The sequence below is a fragment of the Streptomyces sp. NPDC004788 genome (assembly GCF_053601115.1).
Map to the genome: position 1 here is coordinate 1 of NZ_JBSGBF010000047.1, position 25483 is coordinate 25483.

Consider the following 25483-nt stretch of genomic DNA (forward strand, 5'->3'; position numbering starts at 1 on the left):
GCTCGCGCGGCGGGGACGGGGCCCTGGGGACTCCGTCGACCAGAGGTTCAGCGGTCGATCAGGAGTAGTAGCCGAAGAGGTCGGCGATCACGTGCACCGTGCCGCCCTTCGGCCGGAAATCGATCTTTCCGTTGACGACCGGGACCGTGACGAGGTTGGCGACCGTCTGCCCGGTGGTCCAGTTGAGGTTGGACGCGTTCGGCAGGGTGGTGCCGTCGGGCCACACGGTCAGGAAGCCGCCCGCGGTCGGGGCCGTGGCCGTGACGTTGAGGACGACGGCCTTGGCGTTGGACAGCGTGTGACCGTCGTTCAGGCTGAGCACCAGGTTGGTGCCGCTCTGCAGCGGGGTGGTCGTGGACGTGCCCAGGGCGGACCGGGTGTCGAGCAGCCGGGCCGGGCCCGCCGAGTGGAAGGTCGCACCCTGCGTGCCGTCGGTGAAGTAGCCGAACACGTCGGCGATGAAGTGCACGGTGCCGGAGCCGGCGTTGTACAGGTTCACCTTGCCGTCCGGGCCGATCGGCAGGACGACCATGTTCGGCCGGGTCTGGCCGGTCAGCCAGTTGATGTTCGACGCGTTCGGGCGGGTGGTGCCGCTCGGGTACGCGATGAGGTAGCCGCCCGAGGTCGGCGCCGTCGCCGTGACGTTGAGCACCACCGCGGTGGCGCCCGTGGCCGGGACGCCGCCGGCGCCCGCGACCGTCAGCGAGACGGTGCCCTTGCCGGCCACCGGGGAGGTGCCGGTCCAGCCGATGCCCGCGCGGGTGTCGAGGATGCGGGCCGGGCCCGTGGGCAGGTACGTGCCGCCGCCGGCCTGGGTGGAGTAGTAGCCCGAGATGTCGGCGATGAAGTGCGTCGTGCCGCTGCTGGCGTTGTAGAGGTCGACCGAGCCGTCCTTGCCGACCGGGACGGTCACCAGGTTCGGGACGATCTGGCCCTTCAGCCAGTTCATGTTGGACGAGTTCGGGCGGGTGCTGCCGGTCGGGTACGCGGTGAGGAAGCCTCCCGCGGTCGGCGAGACCGCGGTGACGTTCATGACGACCGAGCTGACGCCGGTCGCCGGGACGCCGCCCACGCCGGTGACCTTCAGCTTCACGGTGCCGTAGGAGGCGACCGGCGTGGTGCCGGTGCGGCCGATGCCCGCGCGGGTGTCGAGGATGCGGGCCGGCGGCAGCGCGTTGAACCGGGAGGCCGGGGACGGTGCGACGGCCTTGCACAGACCGGTGACGACCTCGCGCCCGTTGGGCGCGCCGAGGCCGGTGGCCAGGTCGTAGCCCGTACCCGCCTGGTAGAGACCGCCGGAGTAGCCGGACAGCGTCTCGTTGTTGTTGCCGGTGGTGACGTCACGGAAGGCCGTGGACGCCAGCTTGTACAGCGCGGGGTGGACGTAGCCGACGGCGCCGTTGGCCTGGCAGGCCAGGTCCTGGTCCGCCTGGGCGAGGAGCGCGGCCCAGACGGGCGCGGCGCCGCTGGTGCCGCCGATGATCCACCAGACCTGGCCGTTGTTCTGGCCGAAGGCGACGGGGTAGCCGGTGGCGCCGTCGCCGACCGCGGAGACGTCCGGGACCTGGCGGCAGGTGGTGCCGGCGGCCGCGGAGCACAGGTCCGCGTAGCCGGCGCCGGTGCGGCCGGCCTGGAAGCCGTCGGCGGCCAGGGTGGAGCGGCGCGAGACGCCGCCGCCGGAGCCGGTCCAGGTGGTCTGGCTGGAGACCGAGGTGCGCATGGTGGTGCCGCCGACGCCGAGGACGTACGGCGAGGAGGCCGGGTAGTCCGTCACCAGCTGGTTCTGGTTGGGGACGGTCGGGTCCGGGTTGCCGTTGGCGTCACCGGGCGTGTAGCAGCCGGTCGAGCCGCTGTCGCCGGAGGCGGCGACGATGCTCTGGCCCTGCGCCGCGGCCTGCTGGAAGACCAGGTCCTCGGCTGCCATGACGTCCGCCGGGGTGTTCATCTCGCACAGGCCCCAGCTGACCGAGACGACCTTGGCGCGGTTCTCGGCGACGATCTTGCGGTAGGTGGCCGTGCCCTCGGTCCAGGTGTTCTGGCCCTGGTAGACGAGGATCTTGGCCTGCGGGGCGAGACCGATGATGGTCTCGATGTCCAGCGCGGTCTCCAGGCCGACCTGGGTGTTGAGGTCCGCCGGCTCGGTCGGGCCGCCGTTGACCCGTACCGCGGTCACCGAGGCCTTGGTGCCGTGGCAGGCCTGGTAGGACGCGATGTCCTTGGGGTCGTAGTTCTCCAGCGAGTACACGGCGACGGTCGTGCCGGTCTGCACGTTCGGCTGGTTCGCCATGTTGTACTGCGTCGCCAGCGACTTGGCGCTCCAGTAGTCCTGACCGTCGGTCCATCCGTTGTCGGAGAACAGGGTCTTGACGTCGGAGCACAGGGCCGGGGTGGTGCCGGTCAGCCGCGGCTGGGGGCCGGTCGCGCCGGTGCCGTCGGAGTCCGACCCCTGGACGACGCCGTGGCCCTTGGTGCCGGTGTTGCGCGGCTGGTACGACGACAGGGTGTTCAGGCCGACGACGGTGCGCACCTCGTCCGCGACCCGGCCGTCGAAGGCCGGGGCGGCGGTGTTGAGGACGCCGGACCGGCCGTTCAGCCGGTACCCGTCGAACTCGGTACCGAACGCCTTCGACGCGCCGGCGACGGTCGTGGTGACGGGCAGCGTGAGCCCGTCCGAGTCCAGCGCGCCGACGGTCAGGCCCTTCGCCGTGAGCTCGGCGCGCACCTTCTCCACGGCCTGCGGCTCGGCGCCGAAGACCTTGGCGAACTCGCCCGTACCGAGGTACTGGCGGTAGCGCGGCGAGCCGGGCGTGGACACCTCGGTGACGAAGCGTCGCAGCGCGGCCGGGTCACGGGGCTCCAGGACGACGCTCAGTTCGAGCTTCTGCCCGGGGGCCGGGTCCGCCGTGCGGACGGCGCCCCGCGGCACCTTCGGCGCCGAGCCGACCCGCTGCGGACCCGGGTCGTCCGCCGGGGCGGCGGCCACGGCCGAAGCCGGGACGGCGGCCGTGCTGACCGCCAGGGCGGCGACGGCGGCCGCACCCCATCTCAATGCCTTCTCACGGGCGGTTCGGCCCATGCACACGCTCCCTTTCACGTTCCGCGTCGTGCGCGCCCGTGAGGCAGGGAGCGGCCCGGGAAGGAGAGACGGAGCAGTGGTACTCCGGGCAGGGCGCCAGCGCCCGGACCCGTGTTGCGTGAAACCCCCCCGGCGCCGTCCGCGCACACCTTCAGGCGGCAGATCGACGACCAGGGGTGAACATCTATCAGGCCCGCATGGATGTTCGTCGCGCGGGGGTGCGATTTTGTGTCAGGTATGTGATCGCGGGGGGTGCAATCCGGCCTAAGTTACCCGTTGGTTTCTCGTGACTTCCCAAGAACCCGCCAGTAGAACATGTTCCCATTCACTCCAGAGTGAGGAACATCACGTGAGTGACAGATCCTTTCCGGCCTCGGCATCCAGAGGTCTGACACGTCGTCGGTTCGTCATGGGAACCGGTTCTCTGCTGGGCGGTCTCGCGCTCGCCGGCCACGCCGGTACGGCGAGCGCGGACACCACCGCCACCACCCCCGCCGGGCTCTGCGCGCCCATTCCGGACGGCGCGCGGGTGCCCGCGCTCGTCGTCGGGACCGGGTACGGCGGGTCCGTCGCGGCGCTGCGGCTCGCGCAGGCCGGGGTGGACGTGCACATGGTCGAGATGGGGATGGCCTGGGACACGGCAGGGTCCGACGGGAAGATCTTCGCCAACACCACCAGGCCCGACTACCGCTCGTTCTGGCTGCGCACCCGCACCAAGCAGCCGATCAGCCAGTTCCTCGGCTATCCGCTCGACAAGGACGTGCCCCTCTACACCGGCATCCTCGACGCCGAGGACTTCGCCGGCATCACCGTCTACCAGGGGCGGGGCGTCGGCGGCGGATCGCTCGTCAACGGCGGCATGGCCGTCACCCCGCGCCAGGAGGTGTTCCCCAGCCTGCTCCCGACCGTGGACCCCGGCGAGATGTACGGGGTCTACTACCCGCGCGCCAACGAGGGCCTCGGCGTCACCTCCGTCGACCGGACCTGGTGGGAGAACGCCGACTGCTACCAGTACGCGCGGGTCGGCCGCAAGCACGCCGAGCGCTCCGGCTTCCCCTTCGTCTTCGTGCCCAACGTCTACGACTGGGACTACATGAAGCAGGAGGCCGTCGGGGCCGTACCGAAGTCCGCCCTCGACGCCGAGGTCATCTACGGCAACAACCACGGCAAGAAGAGCCTGCAGAAGACCTATCTCGCGCGCTGCGCCGAGACCGGCCGGGTCGCCGTCTCGCCGCTGCACAAGGTCACCGGCGTCACGCCGGCGGCCGGCGGCGGCTACACCGTCACCATCGAGCGCCTCGACACCACCGGGACCGTCGTCGAGACGAAGAGCGTCACCGCCGACCGGGTGTTCTTCGCCGCCGGCAGCGTCGGCACCAGCAAGCTGCTCACCCGGCTCAGGGCGACCGGCGCGCTGCCCGCGCTCAACGACCGGGTCGGCAAGAACTGGGGCGACAACGGCAACGTCATGTGCGGCCGGGCCAACCACATGTGGGACCCCACCGGCACGCTCCAGTCCTCGATGCCCACCGCCGGCATCGACAACTGGGACCGCGGCGGCGCCTTCGCCGAGGTGGCCCCGCTGCCCACCGGCATCGAGACCTACGCGTCCTTCTACCTCTCCATCACCCGCACCCCGCACCGCGCCGAGTTCAGCTGGAACCCGACCACCGGACGCGTCGACCTCGGCTGGGACCGGGCCTGGAAGCAGACCTCCATCGACGCGGCGAAGACCATCTTCGACACCATCAACGCCAAGGAGGGGACGATCTACCGGACCGACCTCTTCGGCGCCTACAAGATCTGGGGCGACCATCTCACGTACCACCCGCTCGGCGGCGCCGTCCTCGGCGAGGCCACCGACAACTACGGCCGGCTGCACGGATACGACGGGCTGTACGTCATCGACGGCGCCCTCATCCCGGGCAGCACCAGCGTCAACCCGTTCGTCACCATCACGGCGCTCGCCGAACGCAACATCGAGAAGATCATCGCCACCGACCTCTGAGGGCGGGCGGACGGGCCACGACGAGAGGCCGGCCGGGAGATCCCGGCCGGCCCCCTTTCCGTACGGCTCCGTAGGGCTGCGTATGGCCGCGTATGGCTCGTACGGCTCCGTACGGCTCAGTGCGTCGGCAGCACGCACACCGTGTCGAGCCCCAGCACCCGGTTGAGCCGGCCGAACGCCAGCCACGAGCCCAGACTCATCGTCAGCTCCACGATCTCCACCTGGCTGTACGCGGCCGTCATCCGCGCCCAGAACCCCTCGTCCAGGTTGTGGTGGTCCAGGGCGTACCGCTCCGCGTACTCCGCCGCGAGCCGGGTCCGCTCGTCGAAGGCATCCGTCGTACGCCACTGGAGGACCGCGTCCGCGAACGCCTCCTCGACCTTCTCGCCGTCCCGGTCCGTGCGCCAGTCCAGGCAGAACCGGCACCCGTTGATCTGCGCGATCCGCAGCCGCGCCGCCTCGAACTCGCGCAGCCCGAGCGTCGTATGGGCGTACACGGACAGCGAGAAGTTCGCCGCCGCCATCCCGATCCCGGGCACCATGTCGCCCCACACGTACCCGATCGGCTCCTGCCCCTCGGGAATGTCGATGATCACCGCGGTCTCCTTCCCAGCTTCCCCACCGCCGGGCGCAACGGCACGTCCAGCGCGTCGTACAGCCCCGGCTCCGCCTCCACCAGCCAGTCGACGGCCCCCACGAGACGGCCCACGGCGGTCGCGTTCCCGCCCGCGGACCGGTTCTCGCCCTCGTCCGAGGCCTCGACCGTCACCTCGATCCGCGGCCGGCCCTCCACGACCACCCGGTGCGCCCCCGAACCGTCCGGCGGCACCGGCCAGTCGGGGGCGCAGTCCGGATGGATCCGGGTCACGTGCTCGATCACCAGGCGCGGCTCGCCGTCGACGATCCCCTGCACCTCGAAGCGCACCGCGCCCTGGGTGCCCGCCGTGAACTCGCCCATCGTCCGGGTCCGCACGGTGGCCGCCAGCGGCCGCCGCTCGAGCGTCTCGCGGATCTCGTCGAGCTCGACGCCGAGCGCCCGGGCCATCAGCCGCAGCTGGCCGCCCCACACCATGGTCGGCACGGAGGGCAGCAGCATCGGCGGCTCGTACTCCATGGGCTGGCCCATGCCGACCAGGTGGCGGACCGACTCCTCCTGCTCGTACGTCGAGTAGTCGAAGATCTCCTGGCAGCGGATCGCCTCCACGGTGGAGCCCAGCCCGCTCACCAGGAGCGGCAGCACGTCGTTGCCCCAGCCGGGGTCCACGCCCGAGGCGAACAGCGAGCCGCCGCCCTCCTCGACCGCCGCCAGGACCGGCTCGCGGAACTCGGGCGGCGCGCTCCGGTGGTCGTACAGCGGATACAGCGCGGGCGTCACCACGACGGCCCCGGCCCGTACCGCCCGTACGACGTCGGCCAGCGCCTCGTCCGGGCGCAGGTCCCCGGACGCCGCGTACACCACGGCCCGCGGGCCCCGGGCCAGGACGGCGGCCACGTCGTCCCCGGCGGCGACGCCGAGCCGGCGCCCGAGCCCGGCGAGCTCGCCCGCGTCCCGGCCGACCTTGGCGGGGTTCGCGACGAGGACGGCCGAGAGTTCGAGCGCCGGATGGGCGTCGACGGCCCGGATGGCCGCGCGCCCGACATTTCCGGTTCCCCACACCACGGTCGGAATCATGCGCGGAGGGTAGCGCCGGGGCGGTGAGGTTCCCAGAGACGTGACACGATGGATCTGACGGATCGTCAGCCATGGCGGGGACCGGTCCGGCCGCGGCCTCACGGTGGGCCGGCGTACCCCCTCGGGTCCTCCCGCTCGAGCCGGCGCAGCGCCGCCGCCGCCCGCTCGGCCGGGGGAGCCCCGTCCTCGGGCAGCCGCCAGACGAACTGCGGCTCCGGCTCGTCCGAGCCGGCCGAACCCGCGCCCCTGAACCACACGGCCGTCGTGTCCGGGTCCCGGTAGTCGGCACCCGCCCAGTCGAACCGCGCCTCCCAGCGGGTGAGCAGCTCCGGACGATCCCGCAGCGCCGCGGCGAGCAGCCGTCCGGTCGTGCGGGCCGGCCACGACCAGCGGTCGTCGCCGGCCGCCCGGGCGAGCTCGGCGTCGTAGCCGGCGGCGTCGAAGCGGTACACGGGAAGCTCGGGCGCCGGCGCGCCGGACGGGAGCCGGCCGGGGTGGCGCCAGTCGCGCCACACCACCTGGTCACCCTCCCGGACGACCGTCACCCACAGCGCGCCGCAACAGCCCTCGGTGCACCACGCCTCCGCGAGCTGCACCTCGCGCGGCTCCTCGCCGGCGCGCAGCGCGCCCCCGTCGAGGAAGTACTCGGGCGAATTGCCCGAGCCGCGCCCGAAGACCTCCGGCACCAGCGGGCGGCCGTCGATCAGGAACCGGGTCTCGACCCGCTCCGTGGCGTCGGCGGGGTCGCGCGAGAGGATCTCGATCCGGAGCCGGGTGGTGGGCGGCTCGGGCGCCCGGAAGACCCGCTCGGCGGTGTGGCGCAGCCAGGCCGCGCGACGCCGCACGGCCGGCGGGGCGTCCGCGGCGGGTTCCGACAGGGTGTGGGCCCAGGCGGGAGAGGCGAGCAGCGCCCCGAGCACGTCCAGGAGCTGTTCGCGCTGCCCGTCCCGCCAGGGCAGGAGGTGGGTCGGCCCGCTGTGCAGGTCCACGGCGAGCGAGAGCAGCACGGCGGCGTGGCCGACACTCGGCGGGAGCGCCGGGGCACGCCGGACCAGGGCGTCGCAGGCCGCCACCGCCTCGCCGTACTGGAGGACCTCGGCCTCGTAGTCCTGCTGGCTCGCCATCCGGACGAGCAGCCGTGCGGCCTGGGCGAGGAGGCGCGGATCCACCGCGTCCCGGTCGAGGAGGCCGGCGAGGGCGGTGGCCTCGGCGATCCGCCGGGCCGGCGCCGGCCCCACGGTCCCGGCGTCCAGAGGCTGCCGGATCAGCAGCTCCCGGACGTCCGGCACCGGGTCGGACAACAGCGCGTCCACCAGCGGGCGGAGCTCGGGCCCGCGGACCCGGATGTCCAGCCAGCGCAGCGCCGCGGTCCGCGGATCCAGCCGCTCCAGGGCCGTCACCGTCAGGCGGGAAAGCCTGCGCAGCCGGGACAGCACCACCAGATACGGCACGTCCTCGGGCTCGCCGAGCCGCCGCAGGAGCGCCACGCCCAGGCTCACCGATCGGCGCGTCGTGCCCGTACGGACCAGACGGCGGCCGATCGCACGGGCCGTGGCCTCGTCGTCGAGCGGCACGGACAGGACGGCGGCGACCAGCGGGCCGGTGCGGACGGGGAGTTCGGCGAGCCGGCGGTGGAGCTCGTCGAGCACCGCCGGGGTGTCGGGCCCGGCGAGCAGCGGACCGAGGGATGCCCGTACGGCAGCGGCGGCCTTCCGGCCGCGCAACCCCGGGCCTTCCGGCTCGGGCGGCTCGTCGGGGAGGGCGTCCTCCTCCGGGGCGCGGAGGGCGCGTTCGTACAAGGAGGGCCGAGAGGCGAGCGGCGTGCGCTCTTCCTGGGCGCTCACCGGGCGGAGAGGTGCTCGATTCTGTCGATCATGTGCCGATGGTGCCGCACTCCGGGTGATCGGTCCAGCGAATTACGGCCGCGGCTACGGCCGCCCGGTCGCCGTCCTGCCAGCGGACCTGTGCGTGGTCCCGGCCGTGACCTCGTCCGCGGTCTCGTCCGTGACCTCGTGCGTGACCTTGTCCGTGGTCTCGTCCGTGACCTCGTCCGTGGTCTCGTCTGCGGTTTCGTCGAGGCGCAGCGTCACGAACGGCACCGTGTCGCCCGGCAGCAGATACCGCTCCGTCTCCACGAAGCCGCGTGCCAGCGCGAACCGCAGGCCCTCCGTGTTGCTCGCGAGCACCACGGTCTCCACACCCGCCTCGCTCAGCGTCCGGGCCTGCGTCAGGCCCTGTTCGTACAGCGCTGTCCCGTAACCCCGACCCCGGTACCCGGGCAGGGTCCGGGAGATGACCGTGGCCGCGGGCGTCTCCTCGTCCGGCGGGCGGACGGTGGAGCAGCCGACCGGTACGCCGTCCGCGTAGGCGACCGCCAGGCGGTTGCGGCCCGCGCGCTCGCGCACCTCGGTCGCGGAGAGCGGCGCCGTGGGGATGACGGCGTTGTGGATCAGTCGCCAGTCCGCCAGCAGCGCGGGCGCGGCCGCGGTGTCGGCCGGGTCGACGGGAACGATGCGCAGGTCGGTCATGGTGGGGAGGTAACCCGTGCACGTGTCACCCCGTCAACTGCTTTGTCCAGGTCGCCCGGACGAGTGAGGGCGTACGTGCGGGGCGACACGCCCGCGTGCGGACCGGGTACGGATGGCCGCACTGCCCCGCCCGCCACGGAGGTCGCCGATCCATGCCCGTCCGCAAGGGCACCGCCACGGTGCTGACCTGCGCCCTGACCGGGGCCCTGGCGCTCACCGGCTGCGCCGCCGCACAGCGACCACCGGCCGCCCCGCCCGCCATGGGCCCGGCGAAGCCGGCTGCACAGGCCGGGCCCGACGCCACCCACCGTGCCCCGGCCCGCACCCCTGCCCCTGGGCCTGCCCGCGCCCCCGTCCCGGCCCGCGTCCCGGGCGTCGGCCCGGTCACCCAGGCCCGGATCCCCCGCGACGCCGGCCAGGTCCTCGTGGTGCGCGGGGACAGCGCCGACGGCAACGTGGTCACCGCGGTGCTCTACGACCGGGAGCCGGCCGGCCGATGGCGCAGGGTCGCCGGGCCCTGGACCGGCCACAACGCCCTGAACGGCTGGACCGAGGCCCACGTGGCGGGCGACCTGCGCTCGCCGACCGGTGTCTTCCGGCTCGGCGACGCGGGCGGCCGGCTCCCCGACCCCGGCTCCCGCCTCCCGTACGACCAGGACGAGGAGTTCGCCGTGTCGGGCACCGGCTTCCTCGGGGAGGACCTGGAAGGCTCCTTCGACTACGTCGTCGCCATCGACTACAACCGTGTCCCCGGCACCACGCCCCTGGACAAGGAGCGCCCGCTCGGCCCGGAGAAGGGCGGCGGCGTCTGGATCCACGTCGACCACGGCGGCCCCACCCAGGCGTGCGTGTCGCTGCCCCGCGAGAACATGGAGGAGCTGCTGCGCGCGCTCGACCCGACGCGCGAGCCGGTCGTGGTCATGGGCCCGGCGCCGGTCATCGGCCGCTGAGGACAGCGGCGTCGTTCCGCCCAACGCCTGCCGTGTGATCGACATCTGACAAGGCGATCGGGCTCATCCGGACCATCCGGCTCATCCGGTTGGGCGGCTGGGCGGCTGGGCGGTTGGGCGGCTGGGCGGCTGGGCGGCTGGGCGGCTGGTCCGGCCGTGCGGGGGAGACGGCTGGACCAGCCCTGGAGCGCCCCGCCGGGCGTCAGGACTTGCCGGCGCGCAACGACGCCGTGTGGGCGCGTACCTGGTCCGGGGTCAGATAGGCGTCCGTGTACTCGAAGTCCTTCAGGGTGCCGGACTTCGAGGCCAGGAAGCCGGTGCGGACGAAGTCGTCGCCGGCCACCGCGTTGAGCAGCCAGTTCGTCATCACCCGGGCCTTCGCCACGTTGGTGCGCAGCGCCGCCCAGTGGTAGCCGCGGGCCACCGCCTGGGCCGGCATGCCGTGGAGCTCGACGCCCATCGGCTTCGAGACGCCGTCGAGCCCGCCGAGGTCCACCACCAGGCCCAGGTCCTTGTGGTGGTACGGCTGGGTCTGCTCGCCCCGCAGGACCGCGACCAGGTTGTCCGCGAGCGCCTTGCCCTGGCGCATCGCGTGCTGGGCGGTCGGCGGGCAGATCGCGCCCTCCTCGTCCTTGGCCAGGTCCGGCACGGCGGCCGCGTCGCCCATGGCGTACACGCCGTCGAGTCCCGGCACCCTCATGTCCGCGTCGACCACGAGCCGCCCGCGCACCGTCTCCGCGCCGAGCGTCCCGATCAGCGGGCTCGCGGCGACGCCCGCCGTCCAGATGAGCGTCCGGCAGGGCAGCACCCGGCCGTCGGTGAGCGTCACGTTCTCGTCGTCGACCGACGCCACCGACACGCCGAGCGAGACCTCGATCCCGCGCCGCCGCAGGATGTCGAGGGCGGCCGCGCCCAGCTTGGGCCCGAGCTCGGGCATCAGGGTGGGCGCGATGTCCACAAGGTGCCACTTGATGAGCGCCGGGTCGAGCCGCGGATAGCGCCTGACCGCGTTGCGGGTGAGCAGCTGCAGACAGGCCGCCGTCTCGGTCCCCGCGTAACCGCCGCCCACCACCACGAACTGCAGCCGCGCCGCCCGCTCGGCCTCGTCCTCGCTCGCGTCGGCGAGGTCGAGCTGGGCGATCACGTGGTCGCGGATGTAGACGGCCTCGGCGAGGGTCTTCATGCCGCGCGCGTGCTCGGCGAGCCCCGGGATGTCGAAGGTGCGGGTGACGCTGCCGGGGGACAGGACCAGATGGTCGTACGGCTCGGTCGTCAGCTCGCCGGTGATGGTGCGCACCACGCACACCTTGGCGTCGGTGTCGATGCCGACCGCGCCGCCGGGGATGATCCGGGTCCGGTGCCGCTCGCTGCGCCGCAGGGACAGCGCCACCGACTGCGGGGTGAGCACGCCGGAGGCGACCTGCGGAAGCAGGGGGAGATAGAGCTGGTACGAGAAGGGGGACAGCAGGGAGATCGCCGCCTCCCGTCCGGTCAGCCGTCGTTCGAGGCGCCGTACGCACCCGACCCCGGCGAAACCGGCGCCCACCACGAGGATTCTGGGTCGAGCCACGGGTAAGACCGCCTTTCCACGCCTTGTCCACCCTCACTGAACGAACCCATCATCCGAAAGCTGAGCATATCCGGCAAAAGGGGAGAAGGGGTGAAGGGGTGAGAGAGGGGCCACGGGACGGGGAACCGCCCCGGTCGCCGGGGCCTCCCGACCGGGTTAGAGCTTCTGCAACTCCCCGCAGATGAACGCGCCGGAGGCGTACATCCAGTTCACGCCGGGCCTCTTCGGTGAGGACGGCGAGGTCACGGACCCCACCACCCAGCAGTTCCTCTCCGACTTCATGAACGACTTCAAGAGCTTCGTCGAGCGGGTCCTGACGGTCCTGCCCCCGCGCTGACGGCGGCAGGACACGCAGGTCCTCGCGGCGGCGCTCACCCGGAGACGCTGGGGGCGCCCGTCTCGATGTGGCCGGTGTAGCGGCGCGACCAGGTGCCGTCGATGTCGGCCAGGACGGTGAAGTCGTACCAGCCGTCGGTGTAGGCGATCGCGTTGAAGTAGTCCTCGCGGGACGACTTCGCCGGCATGGTGTACGTCCAGGGGCCGTCCGACCGGTAGGCGTCGGAGCGGATGGTGAAGGTGACCGCGGTGGACGCGTTGTTGGTCATCCTGAAGTAGATCGCGGTCTTCCCGGTGCCCGGCTCCGTCGCGTAGCGTGCCGCGACCTCGATGTCCTTGCCGGCCTTGGAGGCGTCGCCGATGAAGCGGCGCAGGAAGCGGTTGGGGCCCATCATCGAGATGTCGTACTTGCCGGAGCCGGAGCCGAGACCGATGTTGAAGTAGTCGGTGGCGGTGGTGCCCGGGTCGACCGTGTACTGCCAGGCGGCGGTGTCCCGGTACTGGTGCGGGTGGATCGAGAAGTGCGCGGTGCGGCGCGCCTCGGTGCCCTGGTTGGTCATGGAGAACCAGGCGAGGATCTTGCCGGCGGCGCCGAACTCGAAGCGGTCCAGATTGCCGTTGACCTGGTACGGCACGGCGCGGGCCGGTCGCGTGCCCGGCTCCTGCGACGGCAGGGCGTTGTCCTGCGGGGCCGGGTTGGGCAGCGGGCCGCAGGTGGCCTGGCCGATGACCTTCGCGGTGGACGGCAGGCCCGCCGGGACGCCGTAGACCGGACGGGTGAAGTCGAAGACCCCGGTCAGGTCGCCGCTGACCCGGCGGCGCCAGTCGCTGATGTTGGGGCAGGTGGCGGGGGTGCCGAGGGCGGCCGTCCAGACCTCCATGAAGCGCAGCACGGAGGTGTGGTCGAAGACCTCGGAGCTGACCCAGCCGCCCCGGGTCCACGGGGACATGACAACCATGGGGACCCGGAAGCCGAGGCCGATCGGCACGCCGTCGATGTACTCGCCCGGAGTCCCGGGCGGCGCGACCGGCGGCGGCACGTGGTCGAAGAAGCCGTCGTTCTCGTCGTAGTTGAGGAAGAGCACGGTCGAGTCGAAGACCTCGGGGTTCGCGGCGAGGGCCTGGTATACCAGGTTCACGAAGTGCGCGCCGTCGCCCGGCGGGGCGTACGGGTGCTCCGAGAACGCCTCGCTCGCCACCACCCACGACACCTGGGGCAGGGTGCCGGCGACGACGTCGGCGCGGATCGCGGCCGCGATGTCGTCCGGGGTCGAGCCGGTCACCTTCGGAACCGAGCTCATGCCCCGGTCGTACAGCGGGTCGCCCGGCCTGGCGTCGGTGAACTTCTTGAAATAGGCGAGGCCGTTGTCGCCGAAGTTGTCCTGGGCGTTCTGGTAGACCTTCCAGCTCACCCCGGCCCGCTGCAGCGCCTCCGCGTACGTCTCCCAGGTCAGCCCGGACTCGTCGCCGCCGTCCTTGCTGCCGGAGTCGACCTTGCCGCTCCACAGGAAGGTGCGGTTCGGGCCGGTCGCGCTCAGCGTCGAGCAGAAGTAGGCGTCGCAGACGGTGTAGTTGTCCGCGAGGGCGTAGTGGAACGGTATGTCGCCGCGGTCCAGATGGCCGAGGGTGCGGACGTTGCCCACGCCCGCGACCCAGTTGTCCATCCGCCCCTTGTCCCAGGCGGCGTGCTGGGACGTCCAGCTGTGCGGCAGGTCGCCGTTGCACTGCGCGAGGGTCTCGCCGTCCACCCCGCCGGCCGGCGGGGTGGAGCTCAGCTTCCACGGGTACTGCCGGCCGCCCCAGCTGGGCTGGTTGAACGTGCCCCAGCCGCCCGGGATGTTGCCCGCGGCCCGGTCGCCGAAGCCCCGCACACCGCGCAGCCGGCCGAAGTAGTGGTCGAAGCTCCGGTTCTCCTGCATCAGGATCACCACGTGCTTCACGTCCGTGATCGCCCCGGTGGCCGCCGCCGCGACCGCCGACGTCGCCTCGCCCGCCTCCCCGGCCGCCTGCGCCGTCCCGCCGGACAGCGCCGCACCCGCGACGAGCCCCGCGCCGATCCCTACGAAGCCTCTGCGGCTGATGGGAATCATGCCCCGCCTCTCCAGTCCCGCTGTGCCCTCGTGGCACGCCGAGGACAGGATGAGGGAACGAGGCGCAAAGGTATACGGCCGTGCAGTAATCGATTGGTGAACATGCGGAGGACGGTGAGGCGTTGGGGCCGAGGTGGGGAATGGATTGGTTCATCGGCGAACCAATGATGGTCGGGCGAGGTCGGGCGGGCGCGCTGTCAGTGGCATGGTCCACCATGGTCGACATGGGGGACACATGGGGAAACGAGCAGGAGGAGGACCCGGCGTGAGCGATCCGCAGGTGAGCGACCCGTATCTGTGGCTGGAGGAGGTCGAGGGCGAGCGCGCCCTCGACTGGGTGCGGGAGCGCAACGCCGAGACGGAGGCGGAGCTCGCGGGCGGGGAGGAGTTCGCGGCGCTCGTCGCCGAGCTGCGGGAGGTGCTCGACGCGCCGGACCGGATTCCGTACACCCGGCGCCGGGGCGAGCACCTCTACAACTTCTGGCAGGGCGCCGGGCACACCCGGGGTGTGTGGCGCCGCACCACGCTGGAGGAGTACCGCACCGACGAGCCCGCCTGGGACGTGCTGCTCGACGTCGACGCGCTGGCCGAGGCGGAGGGCGAGGACTGGACCTGGGCGGGGGCGCAGGTGCTGCGGCCCGCGTTCCGGCGGGCGCTGATCAGCCTCGCGCGGGGCGGCGGCGACGCCGTGGTGGTGCGCGAGTACGACCTCGCGGAGCGGGCCTTCGTCGCGGACGGCTTCCGGCTGCCCGAGGCCAAGACCGACATCGGCTGGATCGACGAGGACCACGTCTTCGTCGGCACCGACCAGGGCCCCGGCTCCCTGACCGCCTCCGGCTACCCCCGCACCGTCCGCCGCTGGCGCCGCGGCACCCCGCTCGCCGAGGCCGCGCTCGTCCACGAGGGCGCCGAGTCCGACCTCGTCGTCTCCGCCTGGCACGACCCGACCGAGGGCTTCGAGCGCGACTTCGTCTCCCGCTACCGGGACTTCTGGCACCACGAGACCCACCTCCTGGCCGCGGACGGCGAGCTGCGCCGCATCGACGTCCCCGACGACGCCGACAGCTCCGTCCACCGCGACTGGCTCCTCGTCACCCCCAAGGCGCCCTGGCTCGGGCAGCCCGCGGGCTCCCTGCTCGCCTTCCGCTTCGACGACTTCCTCGCCGGACGGCGCGAGCCCGAGGTCCTGTTCACGCCCGACGAGCGCACCGCCCTCGCCGGGCACTCCTGGACCCGCAACCACCTCGTCCTCGAGATCCTCCAGGACGTCGCCAGCCGGATGCACGTCCTCACCCCGCCGACCGGTCCCGGCGCCTGGAAGCGCCAGGAGCTGGCCGACATCCCGCCGCTGGCCTCCGCCGCCCTCACCGACACCGACCCCGACACGGGCGACGAGTACTTCCTCTCCATCACCGGCCACCTCATCCCGCCCTCCCTGCACCGCGGCGAGATCGGCGCACCCGGCGAGCGCATCAAACAGGCCCCCGCCCGCTTCGACGCGACCGGCCTCGACGCCCGGCAGTACTTCGCCACCTCCGCCGACGGCACCCGCGTCCCGTACACCGTCGTCGGCCGCCACGGCGCACTCCCCGGCCCCACCCTCCTCACCGGCTACGGCGGCTTCGAGGTCTCCCTCACCCCCGCGTACGACACCGTGCGCGGCCGCGCCTGGCTCGCCCGTGGCGGAACGTACGTGGTGGCCGGCATCCGCGGGGGCGGCGAGTACGGGCCCCAGTGGCACCGCAGCGCCCTCAAGGCCGACCGGCCGCGCGCCTACGAGGACTTCGAGGCCGTCGCCCGCGACCTGGTCGCGCGCGGCATCACCACCCCCGACCGGCTCGGCATCAGCGGCGGCAGCAACGGCGGCCTGCTGATGGGCGCGATGCTGGTCCGCAGCCCCGAACTGTTCGGCGCGATCGTCGGCCACGTACCGCTGCTCGACATGCTGCGCTTCCACACACTGCTCGCCGGCGCCAGCTGGACCGCGGAGTACGGCGACCCCGACGACCCGGCCGACCGGCCGCACCTGGCGGCGCTCTCCCCGTACCACCACCTCGAAGCCGGCCGGCCCTACCCGCCCGTGCTGCTGACCACCTCGACCCGCGACGACCGCGTCCACCCCGGACACGCCCGCAAGGCCGCCGCCCGGCTGCGGGAGCTGGGCCACCGGGTGCTGCTGCACGAGACGCTGTCGGGCGGTCACGCCGGGGCCAGCGACCACGAACAGACCGCCTACAACAGCGCCTTGGAGCACACCTTCCTGTGGCGGACCCTCACCGCCTGACGGTACGGGGCGGCGCGCCGGTTCAGACCAGGGCGCCGTCCCGGGCGACCACCCGGCCCGCCCGCACCACCAGGTCGCGGCGCGGCACGTCGACCACGGCCTGCGGCACGCACTCGCCCTCGACGAGCATGAAGTCGGCGGGGGCGCCGGGCCGCAGGTCCGCCCGGGGCAGTCCCAGCAGCTCGGCGCCGCCGTGCGCGGCGAGCTCGAAGCAGGCCGTCAGCTCCTCGTCGAGGCGCGCGTCGAGGGCCCAGCCGGCCAGCCAGGCCCGGTGCAGCATGTCGGCGTTGCCGAACGGGCTCCAGTTGTCCCGCACTCCGTCCGAGCCGAGCCCGACCCGTACCCCGCGCTCGGCGAGCCGGCGGAACGGCAGGACCGTCACCTCGGACAGCGCGACCGTGGTCAGCGCGACCCCGGCGTCCGCGAGCAGGTCCGCCGTCTCGTCCAGCTCCTTGCCCGACAACTGCGCGACGGCGAAGGCGTGGGCGACGCTCACCCGGCCCCGCAGGCCCAGCGCCTTGGTGCGCGCGGCGATGTCCCGCAGCGGTACGAGCCCGGTCTCACCCCGGTCGTGCAGATGGATGTCGAGTCCGAGGCCGTGCCGCCCGGCCAGCCCGAACACCGTGTCCAGCTGGTCGCCGTCCACGGCCCCCGCCCCGCCCGTCGCGTCGAACCCGGCCGGGTCGATCCCGCCCACGTGCGAGATCAGCCCGCTCGCCGCGGCCTCCTCCAGGAGCTCCACCACGCCGGGAATCCGCATGACGCCGTGCTGCGGGAACGCGACCAGCTCCACGTCCACGATCCCGCGCAGCCGCTCCCGCGCCTCGGCGATCCCCTGGAGTCCGGCGAGTCCGAGCGCCGGAGCCACGTCCGCGTGCGCCCGCATCGCGCGCGTGCCCTGCGCGGCCGCGTGCGCCATCAGTCGGTACGCGCGCTCGCCCACCGGGGTGGGCAGCGCGCGAGCCAGCTCCACGTCGCCCGCCACGTAGTCGGCGATGCCCTGCGCCGCCTTCCGGCTCCGCCAGGACTCGCCCCACGCCGTCTTGTCCGGGTGGATGTGCGCGTCCACCAGCGTCGGCAGCGCCATCCGCCGGCCGCCGTCGACGACCTCGGCCGGCGCGCCGGCCGGCACCGAGTCCACCAGCACCCCGTCGACGGCGACGAGATCGACGGTCGCCCCGCCGAGCGGGCGGACGTCGCGGAACACGGTGACGGAAGGGCCGGGGGAGGGCTGGGCTGCCACGGGGTCTCCTGGGGGCGCGGGACGGGAAGGAGCGGCCGCCGGCTTGCCCGTACAGCTTGGTATACAAAACGGGGACGCCTGCTTGGTATACCACGCGGGTGTGCGGTCGTCCCCAGCCAGCCCGGCGGTCCCACCCCGGTCTTCCGTCTCGGGCCGCCCGTCCGACGGTGCCCGTTCAGTCCTCCCGACGGGCCAGCAGATACGCGCGCCGCGTCGCGGCCTCGTGGGGATAGGGCGCCCGCTCCAGCTCGGCCTCGATCCGGAAGCCGGCCTCCCGCAGCGCGCCGGTGACCGCGGTCGGCTCCAGGTAGTGGAAGTCGACGTCCACCGGGTGCCCCCACCACTCGGTGAGGTTCCTCACCTCCGTGCCGATGTGGAAGGCGACCAGGAGCGGGGCGCCCGGGCGCAGCACCCGGCGGATCTCGGCGAGGGCGGGCGAGAGTTCGTCAGGAGCGAGGTGGATGAGGGAGTAGAGCGCGACGGCCGCGCCGAACTCGCCGTCCCGGGCCGGCAGCCGCAGCAGGTCCCCCTCGCGGAACTCGGCCTCCGGGTGCCGGTCGCGGCCGATCGCGACCATGGCAGGAGACAGGTCGACTCCGACCACGCGCCGCTGCCGCCCGGCCAGCCAGCCGGTGATGTGCCCGGGCCCGCAGCCCAGATCGGCGATCACCGCCCCGTCGCCGGCCTCCTCGACGAGCGCGCCGAGCAGTGCCCGGTCGAGCGGCTTGCCGGTGAGCTCGTCGCCGATACGGGCGCGGTACTCCTCCGCGACGGCGTCGTAGCTGCGCCGTACCCGCTCGTGCCCGGCGGCCGCCCGCCCCGCCCCGCTGTCCGTACCCGTCATGCTCACAACCCCCCGGTCGTCACGTCACCTTCGCGCCGGAGCGCCGGCCGCGGCTACTGCAGCGGGTGCATCGGCTGCATCGGGGCCAACGGCTGCACGGGCTGCATGGGCTGCATCGAGGGGGCCATCGGCGCCAGCTGCGCGCCGGCCGGTACCATCTGCCCGCCGGTCGGGGCCCCGGTCGGCGCACCGGTCGGAGCGAGCCCGGCCGGCGGCATCTGGATCACACGGCTGAGGTCACGCAGCACCTCCTCGGCGGTCCGACGGACCTCGCCGGGAACGTCCCCCTGCTCGCGTATGAGCTCGGCGTAGATGGGGGCGGTGGTGTCCGCGTAGTTCATAAGCTCGCTTCCTCGGCTTCCGCAAAGTCTTCTCGGGCGGCGAGTCTACGGGGCCGGACGCCCGCCCACGGGCACCGGCCCGCATCCCGCACCCGCTCCGGAGGCACGCTCGCGCCCCCCGCGCGGCCCGCCCTCCGGAGCCCGCACGCTAAATCGCTGGTCAGGTCCCTGGCCCCGCAGAAGAATGGGCCTTCACGAAAACGGGAGGGGAACCCATGAGCCAGGCGTACCAGACGCACCTGACTCTCGACGCGCTGCTGCCGCGCGACCAGCTGGCCGCCGCCGTCGCCGCCGGGCATGTGACGCGCAAGGCACATCCCGAGCTGCCGCTGTCGATCTACACCTACACCCGGGCCTGCCAGTACGAGGGCGTCTGGAACCAGGTCACCACGCGCTGCCGCGGCCTCGTCGCCGACGACCGCACCGGCCGGATCGTCGCCCTGCCGCTGCCCAAGTTCTTCAACGTCTCCGAGCACCGGACCGGCCGCTCCTACGCGCCCGCGCTGCCCGACGAGCCGTTCGAGGTGTACGAGAAGGTCGACGGCAGCCTCGGCGTGGTCTTCCACTACGAGGGGCGCTGGCACGTCGCCTCCAAGGGCTCCTTCAGCAGCACCCAGGCCACCTGGGCGCAGCGCCGCCTCGACGCCGCCGACACCTCGCGGCTCGCGCCGGGTGTGACGTATCTCGCGGAGATCGTCTACCCGCAGAACCGGATCGTCGTCGACTACGGCGACCGCCGCGACCTCGTGCTGCTCGCCGCCTTCGGCCCCGACGGCACGGAGGTCCCGCTCGCCGAGGCCGCCGCCGACTGGCAGGGCATCGGCTCGGTCGTCACCGTGCACCCGGCCATGCCGCTCGACGAACTCCTCAAGCTCACCGACTCCAGCACCCTGCCCGACGGCAGCCCGGCCACCGGCACCGACGCCGAGGGCTTCGTCCTCCGCTTCGCCTCCGGCGTCCGCGCCAAGGCGAAGATCGCCGAGTACGTGCGGCTCCACAAGGTCGTCACCGGCGTCACCGAGCGCGACATCTGGCGCGGCCACGGCATCCAGCGCTTCGCCGGCACCTCCGCCAAGATCCTGGCGCAGGGCCTCGGTCTGTCCATGGCCGAGCTCGGCGGCATCCGCTCCGACGGCGGGCGCCCGCTCGACGCGCTCCTGGAGCAGGTGCCCGACGAGTTCGACGCGTGGGTGCGATCCGTGATCGCCCGCCTGGAGGAGGAGTTCGCCGCGCGCGAGCGCGCCATCGACGAGGCGTACGCGACGGTGGCTCACCTCGCGGGCGACCGGGGCGCGTTCGCCCGCGCCGTCCGTGCGCTGCCCGACAAGGACGTGCGCTCCGCCCTCTTCATGCGCCTCGACGGGCGCCCCACCGACCTGCTGGTCTGGCGCTCGCTGCGCCCCGAGACCGCCGACCCCTTCATCACCGACGAGGAGAACCGAACGTGACCGTGCCCGTGGTCCACGTCATGACCGGACTGCCGGCCTCCGGCAAGACCACCGCCGCCCGAGCCCTGCAGGAACAGTCCGAGGGCCGGATGCGCCGCGTCAACCTCGACGACCTGCGCACCATGCTCGACCTGCCCGGCGGCGGGCGTCGTTCGCACGTCCACGAGCAGACCGTGCTCGGCATCCAGGACACGGCGGTCCGTGCGGCCGTCGACGACGGCTTCGACGTCGTCGTCGACAACACCCATCTCACCCCGCACATCCCGAAGCGGCTCAAGGCCGCCGTCGCCGGCCGCGAGGCCGTCTTCGTGGTGCACGACTTCACCCACGTGCCCGTGGAGGAGTGCGTCCGCCGCGACGCCGAGCGCGCCCGCCCGGTCGGCGAGGAGATCATCCGCATCCTCGCCGACAAGCACGCCAAGGCCACGCGCGGCGGCTGGCGCCTCACCGACGACTGGCTCAACGACCGCCCGGCCGTCACCCCGTACGTCCCCGACCCGGCCCTGCCGTCCGCCGTCCTCTGCGACATCGACGGCACCCTGGCGCTGCGCGGCGACCGCGGCCCGTACGACTTCACCCGCTGCGACCTCGACCTGCTCAACGTCCCGGTGCGCGACGCCCTGCGTGCCTTCCAGGGCTCCCACCGCGACCGCGTCGTGCTGCTCTCCGGCCGCAGCGAGGACCACCGGGAGCTGACGGAGGCGTGGCTCGCGCGCCACGGGGTCCCGTACGACGAGCTGTGGATGCGCGCGTCGGGTGACGGCCGCTCCGACGACCTGGTCAAGGCCGAGTTGTTCGACGCCCATGTCCGCCACCGCTACGCGGTCCGGGTCTCGCTCGACGACCGGGACCGGGTGGTCGCGGTCTGGCGCCGGATGGGCCTGCCGACCTGGCAGGTCAACTACGGCAACTTCTGAGCGCACGGACGGGCGGGGGCGCGGGCGGGCCTGCGGCCTCCGTCCCGGGGCGTACGCCGCTCTGCGACCGGGGCCGGATGCCGGGTCCGCCGGCGCCGTCCTAGGGTAGGTCGGTGGTCCCACCACGCACGGCTCGACCACGCACGGCTCGCGACCGCACGACCGAGGAGATGTATCCAGGCATGATCCGCCGCACCGACGAGGTCGAAGACCTCATGCACCGCTTCCCGCACGTCCCGAAGGAGGCGGTGATCAAGGAGGACCTGCTGCGCGGTGGCATCGCGTTCGACGACTCGGCGCTCACCGACTCGGGCGACGAGGCGTCCGGTGAGGTCAAGCCGAAGTCGTACTTCATCTTCTCCTTCGACCACCGCACCCTGCCCGAGCTGGGAGAGGCCGCGCTGCGCCGCCCGCCGGAGGAGATCGTGCTCACCGGCGGCCCGTACGAGCTGCGCCGCACGGTGGTCTCCGTCCGGGTGAACCCCGCGTCGCCGTACCGGGTCGCCGCGGGCGAGGACGGGATGCTCGGTCTCTACCTCGACGGCCGCCGGATCGCGGACGTCGGCCTGCCGCCGATGCCCGAGTACTACCGGCACACGCTCGCCAACGGGAAGTCCGTGATGGAGGTGGCCCCCACCATCCAGTGGGGCTACCTCGTCTATCTGACGGTCTTCCGGGTGTGCCAGTACTTCGGCGCCAAGGAGGAGTGCCAGTACTGCGACATCAACCACAACTGGCGCCAGCACAAGGCCGCCGGACGCCCCTACACCGGTGTGAAGCCGGTCGAGGAGGTCCTGGAGGCGCTGGAGATCATCGACCGGTACGACACGGCCGGCGCCTCGACCGCGTACACCCTCACCGGAGGCGCCGTCACCTCGCACATCGGCGGCAAGGACGAGGCCGACTTCTACGGCCAGTACGCCGAGGCCATCGAGGAGCGCTTCCCCGGCCGCTGGATCGGCAAGGTCGTCGCCCAGGCGCTGCCCAAGGCCGACGTACAGCGGTTCAAGGACTACGGCATCCAGATCTACCACCCCAACTACGAGGTGTGGGACAAGCGCCTGTTCGAGCTGTACTGCCCGGGCAAGGAGCGCTACGTGGGCCGCGACGAGTGGCACCGCCGCATCCTCGACTCCGCGGACGTCTTCGGCCCGCGCAACGTCATCCCCAACTTCGTGGCGGGCGTGGAGATGGCTGAGCCGTTCGGCTTCACGACGGTCGACGAGGCCATCGCGTCGACGACGGAGGGCCTGGAGTACTTCATGTCCCGGGGCATCACGCCCCGCTTCACCACCTGGTGCCCCGAGCCCACCACCCCGCTCGGCAAGGCCAACCCGGCGGGCGCGCCGCTGGAGTACCACATCCGGCTTCTGGACGCGTACCGCGCGACCATGGAGTCCCACGGCCTCAGCTCGCCGCCCGGCTACGGCCCGGCGGGTCCCGGCCGCGCGGTCTTCTCGGTGTCCTCCTTCATGGACAGCCTCCCGGCGGTCGACTGACCGTCAGGAGCCCGACTCCGGGGCCGGACAGCCCGGGACCGCGGCCGTCGCCGTCGTCGCGGAAGGAGCATCCGGGGATGCGTACGCTGCTGGTGCAGGCGGCCCGCACGCTGGTCCCGCCGAAGGGGGACCGGCACGGGCCGCTCCCACCGGTCCTGCTGGCCCTGACGGTCGTGACGGGTCTGGTGGACGCGGTGAGCTTCCTCGGGCTCGGGCACGTCTTCGTCGCCAACATGACCGGCAACGTGGTGTTCCTCGGCTTCGCGCTGGCCGGCGGCGCGGAGCTGTCCGCGCCCGCCTCCGCCGCCGCGCTGGCGGCCTTCCTCGCGGGCGCCGCGTTCGGCGGCCGCTTCGGGCTGCGGTTCGGCGGGCGGCTGCGGTTCGGGGCGCACCGCGGCAGGCTGCTCGCCTCGGCCATGGCCGTACAGTCGGCGCTGGTCGCCGTGGCGCTGGGCACGGCGGGCGCGGCGCACGGTAGGACGGGCACCGGGGTCGAGTACACCCCGATCGTGCTGCTGGCCCTCGCCATGGGCCTGCAGAACGCGGTGGCCCGGCGCCTCGGGGTGCCCCACCTCGTCACGACCGTGCTGACCATGACCCTGACCGGAATCGCCGCGGACCCCGGCCCGGGCGGCCGGCGCGTCCTCAACGTCCTGGCGATGTTCCTCGGCGCCCTGGCGGGCGCCGCGCTCCTCAAGGCCGGGATCCCGGTGGCCCTGGGTGTGACGCTGGGCCTGCTCCTCGCGGGCGCGGTGGTGCTGTGGCGCCTCTCCGCGCCGGACGCCGGCTGGGCCACGGCGCCCTAGAAGGGTGTCCCGAGGCTCAGCGCGGAGCCGTCGTGGCCTCGCGGACGGGGTGCTTGCTGAGGATCGAGACCCGGTTGAACGCGTTGATGGTGATGGCGACCCAGAGCACCGCGGAGATCTCGTCCTCGTCCAGGACCTCGCGGGCGTCGGCGTAGGCCCGTTCCTGGGCGAGGGCGTCCGCCGGATGGGTCGTGGCCTCCGCCAGGGCGAGGGCCGCGCGCTCGCGCGGGGTGAACAGCTCGGTGTCCCGCCAGGCGGCGAGCACGCCGAGGCGCCGGGTGGTCTCGCCGGCCCGCAGCGCGGCCCTGGTGTGCACGTCGAGGCAGGAGGCACAGCCGTTGAGCTGCGACACGCGCAGGTTGACCAGCTCCACCAGGATCCGGTCGAGGCCCGCCTCGGCGGCGGTCGTGCGGACGGTTTCGGCCGTCTTCACCAGCGCCTGGTACGCGGCGGGGCTCTGCTTGTCGAGGTGGATCCGCCGGGCCCGCAGGGCCGCCGGGGCCAGTGTGCTGTCGTCGCTCACCTGTTGCTCCTTCGCTCGTCTTCACGGCTATCATCGTCCATGATTGTTTAAAATGAAACTAGCTGAGAGTGAGAGGGGTCGGGAAATGGGTGACGCGGAGGTCGAGATCCTCACCGCCCGGGACGTCCCGCTGGGCGGACCGCGAGCGATGACCGTACGACGCACACTGCCGCAGCGGTCCCGGACGCTCATCGGAGCCTGGTGCTTCGCCGACCACTACGGCCCCGACCGGGTCGCCGACTCCGGCGGCATGGACGTGGCCCCGCATCCGCACACCGGCCTGCAGACGGTCAGCTGGCTCTTCGGTGGCGAGATCGAGCACCGCGACAGCCTCGGCACCCACGCCTTCGTGCGGCCCGGCGAACTCAACCTCATGACCGGCGGCCACGGCATCGCCCACACCGAGGTCTCCACACCCGACACCACCGTCCTGCACGGCGTCCAGCTGTGGGTGGCCCTCCCCGAAGCACACCGCCACGCCCCCCGCGACTTCCAGCACCACGCCCCCAAGCCGCTCCGCGTCGACGGCGCCGACATCAGGGTCTTCCTCGGCACGGTCGCCGGCGACACCTCGCCGGTGCGCACCTTCACCCCGCTGCTCGGCGCCGAACTCCTCCTCGACCCCGGCGCGTCCGTGACCCTCGACGTCGACCCGGCCTTCGAGCACGGCCTGCTCGTCGACGAGGGCGACGTACGCCTCGACGGCACCCTCCTGCGCCCTGCCGAACTGGGCTACGCCGGCACCGGGCGCTCCGCGCTCACGCTCACCAACGAGTCCGCGGAGCGCGCGCGGGCCGTGCTGCTCGGCGGCACGCCGTTCGAGGAGGAGATCATCATGTGGTGGAACTTCATCGCCCGCACGGACGAGGAGATCCGCCAGGCGCGGGAGGACTGGATGTCGGGCGACCGCTTCGGTGAGGTGAAGGGCTACCCCGGCGCCCCGCTGCCCGCCCCGGAGCTCCCCACGACCCCGCTCAAGGCCCGGGGCAACCCGCGCTGACCGGCATCCGGTTCGGGACCGTCACCGGAACCCTGGTTCCGGTGACGGTCAGACCGGAATCGCAAATCATACAATTCCGGACATGGGGCCGGTGAAGCCTCGGACCAACTGGACGTTCGTCACGAACCACGCCCGGACCTCGCCATGATCGTCGCGGATCCGGAGATCCGGCTGCGTGACACGGCCCAGGGCTGCCGGCTCACCGAGAGCGCCGCGCAGGCCATCGTCACGGAGCTGGAGGGCGCCGGGTACCTCACTCGGGTGCGCAACGGGCGCCGTAACCGCTACGAGGTCACGCCCGGCACCCTGACGACGAGCCGGCGCAGCCGATGCGCCGCCGCTGCCTCG

20 protein-coding genes are annotated in these 25483 nt (G+C 73.0%); 9 read left to right on the plus strand and 11 right to left on the minus strand.

The genetic code is table 11. The features are described from left to right. Window positions 1-58: 58 nt before the first annotated feature. Window positions 59-3076, minus strand: coding sequence for a protease pro-enzyme activation domain-containing protein (locus ACWEJX_RS21135; RefSeq protein WP_451608949.1), 3018 nt, complete (start codon window positions 3074-3076; stop codon window positions 59-61). Window positions 3077-3485: 409 nt separating this feature from the next. On the opposite strand from ACWEJX_RS21135, the gene ACWEJX_RS21140 reads away from it, so the two are divergent. Further along, window positions 3486-5084: a GMC oxidoreductase gene (locus ACWEJX_RS21140; RefSeq protein ID WP_451608950.1), complete on the plus strand. Its 1599-nt coding sequence runs from the start codon at window positions 3486-3488 to the stop codon at window positions 5082-5084. Between the two features lie 116 nt (window positions 5085-5200). On the opposite strand, the gene ACWEJX_RS21145 is transcribed toward ACWEJX_RS21140, so the two are convergent. The 4 genes from ACWEJX_RS21145 to ACWEJX_RS21160 all read right to left on the minus strand — a co-directional run bounded on the left by ACWEJX_RS21145 (window position 5201) and on the right by ACWEJX_RS21160 (window position 9284). Then, window positions 5201-5680: a carboxymuconolactone decarboxylase family protein gene (locus tag ACWEJX_RS21145; RefSeq protein WP_451608951.1), complete on the minus strand. Its 480-nt coding sequence runs from the start codon at window positions 5678-5680 to the stop codon at window positions 5201-5203. Further along, window positions 5677-6756: an NAD(P)H-dependent amine dehydrogenase family protein gene (locus ACWEJX_RS21150; RefSeq protein WP_451608952.1), complete on the minus strand. Its 1080-nt coding sequence runs from the start codon at window positions 6754-6756 to the stop codon at window positions 5677-5679. The genes ACWEJX_RS21145 and ACWEJX_RS21150 overlap by 4 nt, the downstream gene beginning before the upstream one ends. A gap of 98 nt (window positions 6757-6854) precedes the next feature. Continuing rightward, the gene (locus ACWEJX_RS21155) at window positions 6855-8600 is read right to left on the minus strand and encodes a hypothetical protein (RefSeq protein WP_451608953.1); all 1746 of its coding nucleotides are present in this window, start codon (window positions 8598-8600) and stop codon (window positions 6855-6857) included. A gap of 84 nt (window positions 8601-8684) precedes the next feature. After that, window positions 8685-9284, minus strand: coding sequence for a GNAT family N-acetyltransferase (locus tag ACWEJX_RS21160; RefSeq protein WP_451608954.1), 600 nt, complete (start codon window positions 9282-9284; stop codon window positions 8685-8687). Between the two features lie 152 nt (window positions 9285-9436). On the opposite strand from ACWEJX_RS21160, the gene ACWEJX_RS21165 reads away from it, so the two are divergent. Next, window positions 9437-10234 carry a hypothetical protein gene (locus ACWEJX_RS21165; protein WP_451608955.1) on the plus strand — a complete coding sequence of 266 codons (798 nt, stop codon included), beginning with the start codon at window positions 9437-9439 and terminating at the stop codon, window positions 10232-10234. A gap of 202 nt (window positions 10235-10436) precedes the next feature. Here ACWEJX_RS21165 and ACWEJX_RS21170 read toward each other — a convergent pair whose 3' ends face one another. Continuing rightward, complete coding sequence (locus ACWEJX_RS21170) at window positions 10437-11804, minus strand: NAD(P)/FAD-dependent oxidoreductase (RefSeq protein WP_451608956.1); 1368 nt, start codon at window positions 11802-11804, stop codon at window positions 10437-10439. Window positions 11805-11985: 181 nt separating this feature from the next. Here ACWEJX_RS21170 and ACWEJX_RS21175 point away from each other — a divergent pair, with 181 nt between their 5' ends. Beyond that, window positions 11986-12141 carry a hypothetical protein gene (locus ACWEJX_RS21175; RefSeq protein WP_451608957.1) on the plus strand — a complete coding sequence of 52 codons (156 nt, stop codon included), beginning with the start codon at window positions 11986-11988 and terminating at the stop codon, window positions 12139-12141. Window positions 12142-12175: 34 nt separating this feature from the next. Here the strand turns inward: ACWEJX_RS21175 and ACWEJX_RS21180 are convergent, their stop codons facing one another. Further along, window positions 12176-14230: a phosphocholine-specific phospholipase C gene (locus tag ACWEJX_RS21180; protein WP_451608958.1), complete on the minus strand. Its 2055-nt coding sequence runs from the start codon at window positions 14228-14230 to the stop codon at window positions 12176-12178. 235 nt (window positions 14231-14465) lie between these two features. On the opposite strand from ACWEJX_RS21180, the gene ACWEJX_RS21185 reads away from it, so the two are divergent. Then, complete coding sequence (locus ACWEJX_RS21185) at window positions 14466-16514, plus strand: prolyl oligopeptidase family serine peptidase (protein ID WP_451608959.1); 2049 nt, start codon at window positions 14466-14468, stop codon at window positions 16512-16514. 22 nt (window positions 16515-16536) lie between these two features. On the opposite strand, the gene ACWEJX_RS21190 is transcribed toward ACWEJX_RS21185, so the two are convergent. The 3 genes from ACWEJX_RS21190 to ACWEJX_RS21200 all read right to left on the minus strand — a co-directional run bounded on the left by ACWEJX_RS21190 (window position 16537) and on the right by ACWEJX_RS21200 (window position 18942). Further along, window positions 16537-17820 carry an amidohydrolase gene (locus ACWEJX_RS21190; protein ID WP_451608995.1) on the minus strand — a complete coding sequence of 428 codons (1284 nt, stop codon included), beginning with the start codon at window positions 17818-17820 and terminating at the stop codon, window positions 16537-16539. Between the two features lie 112 nt (window positions 17821-17932). Next, on the minus strand, window positions 17933-18601 hold the full coding sequence (locus ACWEJX_RS21195; RefSeq protein WP_451608960.1) for a class I SAM-dependent methyltransferase: 669 nt from the start codon (window positions 18599-18601) through the stop codon (window positions 17933-17935). Between the two features lie 53 nt (window positions 18602-18654). Beyond that, the gene (locus tag ACWEJX_RS21200) at window positions 18655-18942 is read right to left on the minus strand and encodes a hypothetical protein (protein WP_451608961.1); all 288 of its coding nucleotides are present in this window, start codon (window positions 18940-18942) and stop codon (window positions 18655-18657) included. A 215-nt stretch (window positions 18943-19157) separates the two neighbouring features. Here ACWEJX_RS21200 and ACWEJX_RS21205 point away from each other — a divergent pair, with 215 nt between their 5' ends. From ACWEJX_RS21205 to ACWEJX_RS21220, 4 genes are all read left to right on the plus strand, one after another. Continuing rightward, complete coding sequence (locus tag ACWEJX_RS21205) at window positions 19158-20390, plus strand: T4 RnlA family RNA ligase (RefSeq protein WP_451608962.1); 1233 nt, start codon at window positions 19158-19160, stop codon at window positions 20388-20390. Beyond that, window positions 20387-21307, plus strand: a complete 921-nt coding sequence (locus tag ACWEJX_RS21210; RefSeq protein WP_451608963.1) for a phosphatase domain-containing protein — start codon at window positions 20387-20389, stop codon at window positions 21305-21307. Before ACWEJX_RS21205 ends, ACWEJX_RS21210 begins: the two co-directional genes overlap by 4 nt. Before the next feature lie 170 nt (window positions 21308-21477). After that, window positions 21478-22806, plus strand: coding sequence for a radical SAM protein (locus ACWEJX_RS21215; RefSeq protein WP_451608964.1), 1329 nt, complete (start codon window positions 21478-21480; stop codon window positions 22804-22806). A gap of 77 nt (window positions 22807-22883) precedes the next feature. Then, window positions 22884-23612: a YoaK family protein gene (locus tag ACWEJX_RS21220; RefSeq protein WP_451608965.1), complete on the plus strand. Its 729-nt coding sequence runs from the start codon at window positions 22884-22886 to the stop codon at window positions 23610-23612. 16 nt (window positions 23613-23628) lie between these two features. Here the strand turns inward: ACWEJX_RS21220 and ACWEJX_RS21225 are convergent, their stop codons facing one another. Continuing rightward, window positions 23629-24135: a carboxymuconolactone decarboxylase family protein gene (locus ACWEJX_RS21225; protein ID WP_451608966.1), complete on the minus strand. Its 507-nt coding sequence runs from the start codon at window positions 24133-24135 to the stop codon at window positions 23629-23631. 85 nt (window positions 24136-24220) lie between these two features. Here ACWEJX_RS21225 and ACWEJX_RS21230 point away from each other — a divergent pair, with 85 nt between their 5' ends. Further along, a complete protein-coding gene (locus ACWEJX_RS21230; protein ID WP_451608967.1) occupies window positions 24221-25135 on the plus strand; it encodes a pirin family protein in 915 nt (304 codons plus the stop codon). Window positions 25136-25483 lie beyond the last annotated feature (348 nt).